The 3,419-nt window shown below is 36.2% G+C and carries 1 protein-coding gene and 1 pseudogene; one reads left to right on the top strand and one right to left on the bottom strand.

Going from position 1 to position 3,419, the window contains the following annotated elements; genetic code table 11:
* Positions 1-2,510 (bottom strand): Cna B-type domain-containing protein (locus SORDD15_RS01215; protein WP_061413655.1); only part of this gene is annotated, 2,510 nt, incomplete at its 3' end.
* A 630-nt stretch (positions 2,511-3,140) separates the two neighbouring features.
* On the opposite strand from SORDD15_RS01215, the pseudogene SORDD15_RS10235 reads away from it, so the two are divergent.
* A pseudogene (locus SORDD15_RS10235) lies at positions 3,141-3,419 on the top strand (IS3 family transposase); the annotation flags it as partial.

Raw genomic sequence — 3,419 nt, 5'->3', positions numbered from 1 at the left:
GCCCAAGTGTTAGCGTCTGTCTTATCCTTAGCTGTCAAGGTCAATTTCTTACCTTCAACGGCTACTGGATCTGCATCTCCTACTTTTTTATAAAGTTGAACCGTTACGGACTCAGGACGTTTGCCGTCTTGGTTGTTCGCATCGTTCCATACTTTTGTTACCTTGTAGTCGATTTCTTTTGGTGCATATTTGTTTGTGATGGTAAAGTCTGTAATAGTCGCTTCGTATTCTGCTACGGCTTCTTCTGTTACAGTATATTTGATTTCTTTACCAGCTTTATATTTTGCTAATTTTTCGAATGTAGTAGTCCAAGTTCCGTCTGCGGCTGCTTGAACTTCTTTCGATGCGACTTTCTTACCATCTGCTAAAAGATTGATTGTAATCTTAGTTGGACGTTTGCCGTCTTGGTTGTTTGCGTCATCCCAGTTCTTAGTTGCTTTTACATCAACTGTTTCTGGTGAATAGCTATTTGTGATGGTGAATCCAGATGCAGCATCACCAGTAATTTCAGAAGTGTAGCCAGCAACAGTTACTTCTACTACCGTGTACTGGATAGGTGTGCCGCCTTTATCAGCATCAAGGTCTTTGAAGCTTCCAGCCCAACCATTTGCTTCAGTCAATTCAAGTGTTTTACCAGTATCTTGACCATCTGCAAGCAATTTAACTGTGACAGAAGTTGGACGTTTACCGTCTTGGTTGTTCTCGTCCTTCCATACTTTCTTCACAGGAACTTCCGTTTTTGCTGGAGTGTAAGTATTCTCGAAAGCTTTTTCATCATCGTAAGAAACAGTTGCTTCAAGTGCACCTTTACCCTTGTCCGCTACAGTAACTGTAGCCGTAACAGTTTTAGTGTCGTACTTGATGCTTGTATCACTGCCAGCTTTTTCAGCAATTTTAAAGGTATAAGTTCCTGCTTTGTCGAATTCCAATTCTGAGAAAGCAATGTTTCCGTCTTTGTCATTCTTCACAGTTTCTTTCACCTTACCATCTTGGTCTGTTAAAGTGAATTCAAACTCTTCAGCCTTCAACTCACGACCTGTAAGTTTTTTATTAGCTTTAATCTTAACTTTAGCTTTGCTACGTTTATTTGTAACTGTTTTGATAGCTCCATCTTGTCCAACAGTCATCTCAAATGGAGTAGAATTCAACTCATATCCCTCAGGAGCTTCAATCTCGGTTACTGTAAAGTTCCCTTTCTTGATATCACTTTCTGAGTAAATAGATGACTCAGCAATTCCGTCATCATTTGTCGTTACAATTTCCTCTTTAGCCGTAGCTCCTGCCGGAGGAGTAACCTTGAATTTTGCTCCTTTTAGACGGTCATGAGTCAGCTCGTCGACCTTGTAAAGAATGATACGGTAACCAGTTTCTAACTGAATTGTACCACCAGAAGCAACGACTGAGTTTCCGATTTGCTTAACGACTGTCTTATTACTATAGTCGTCATATGTTAGAATCTGGTCATCACCCTTCATTTCAGCATTGTTTTGGACTTGCGTGCCATCAGCTGGAGCACTTGTTTTATAATTAATTCGAAATGCTGCTGGTTTACCGTTCTTCGCAAGAATTGAAGATGCATTGTTAATTGTTAAAGTAAATTCTGTGTAAGAATCATTCCATTTTACTTGGTAATCCTTACCAGCTTCTAAAACCACTTCATCTTTCAAATAATAATATTGATCATACCAACCTGCTGTGACACTAAATGTTTCAGGGATCATCTGCATTGGCGAAGCGTTTGGATCTACCCAGTCATGAATTTCAATTTTATTATAGGCTGCTTGTTTCGGATTAACACGAACATACCAGCTGTGTAAGTATTTTCCACTCTTATTTAGAGCCTTGGATGTCCAATCCTCTTTGTAAATCAAACCATGATATTTATTGAAATTAGCTCGACCAATTCCTTCAGAATAATCAGCCGTATCACCTTTTTTAACCTTGATTTGATGGGTAATTTCATTTATAGTTTCCGTTTTATCAAAACGAAGCGTTTCATTGCTTAATTCATTTTTAGAACTAAAACCAACAAAGAAATTTCCTTTGACGTTTTGGACTTGATAGCCACCTTTTTTCTCAAGATAGGTTTTCAAATTTTTTAATGTAATAGTTGCCTTACCACCATTATTATCCCCGTTTGATACAATTTGAGTTTCTCCGATAACGAGATCTGTTTCCTTATCTTTTAAATCAAAAGTTTCATTTCTAACAGTTAAAGGGCTCGGAACAGTAAAGGTAAAGGTATCACCGTCCTCTAATTGACCATCATAGGCGCTCAAATCGTAATCAACAGTGAATTTATAATTTGAATAGTTATGATGTTCAGGAGAAAGTGTATAAACACCATTCGCATCTGGTTTTATAAACTTACCATTATCAACCTCCCAAATTCCAATATTACTGATAACGTTCTTCAGTTCCTTTGCTTGAACTGAATTTGGAGCAAAGATCATCCCTAGCAAACAGGCCAGAGAAGTTAGGATGGGTAACCAAAATTTCTTGTTCTTCATAATCTTCCTTTCTAAATTACCGAAAACATTAAAACGACAAACTATGATTATAAAACCTCAACACTCATCTCCTTTCGAATTCGTTGAAATCCATGAGGGTTATTGAATAAGTTACATCATATTAACATGTTTCATAACTATATGTGAGTGCAATATTTATCATATTTGTTCTATTTTTAATATAGAAACCTCCTTTAATTTCATTATAAAACAAAATTAACTTTTTTTGTAATATTATGAGGTTATTGCCTTTTGAAAATATTGACACAGTGTAAAATTACTGCCATAAAAACTAATTCTTTCATCAGATTGAAGTTTCTTTAAGTATAGTGTACACATACGAACAACTTCTCTTTTAAACAAACAGAAAGAAACATTGCACAAAACATTCCATTTATTTATAAGTTTGATACACCTTAATAATTATCCAAACTATTTTATATAAGTAAAACTCAGAAGAAATCTAGTAATAGTCATATCCCATCCTGATAAATAGTTTAATTTAGCATATTTCATTATTCTGAATCATAGAAAAAAGACCAGGGGGTTATCGGCACTGCACCCATAAAATGAGACACAAGAAAACACTCCTGTTGAAATCTGGTAAACTAGAAACAGGAGTGTTTTGTTATGGTCAAAAAAGCATATTCAGTAGAAACTAAGCTAGCCTGTATCGAAATGAAGAAGGCAGGTAAATCAAACAAGGTTATCATGGATACCCTCGATATCAAACATGCTAGTCAGGTCAAGACCTGGTGGCGTTGGTATCAGAATGATGAATTGTACCGTTTCCACCAACCTGTGGGGAAACAATATACTTATGGTAAAGGAATGAAACAATTATCTGAAGTCGAACAGTTACGTTTGCAGGTAGAATTACTAAAAAAGTATCAGAGCTTGGTAAGGAAA

The organism is Streptococcus oralis (assembly GCF_001578935.1).
Classification (GTDB): domain Bacteria; phylum Bacillota; class Bacilli; order Lactobacillales; family Streptococcaceae; genus Streptococcus; species Streptococcus oralis_R.
The sequence above is the reverse complement of the archived record's forward strand: the minus strand, read 5'-3'. Positions and strand labels throughout refer to the sequence as shown.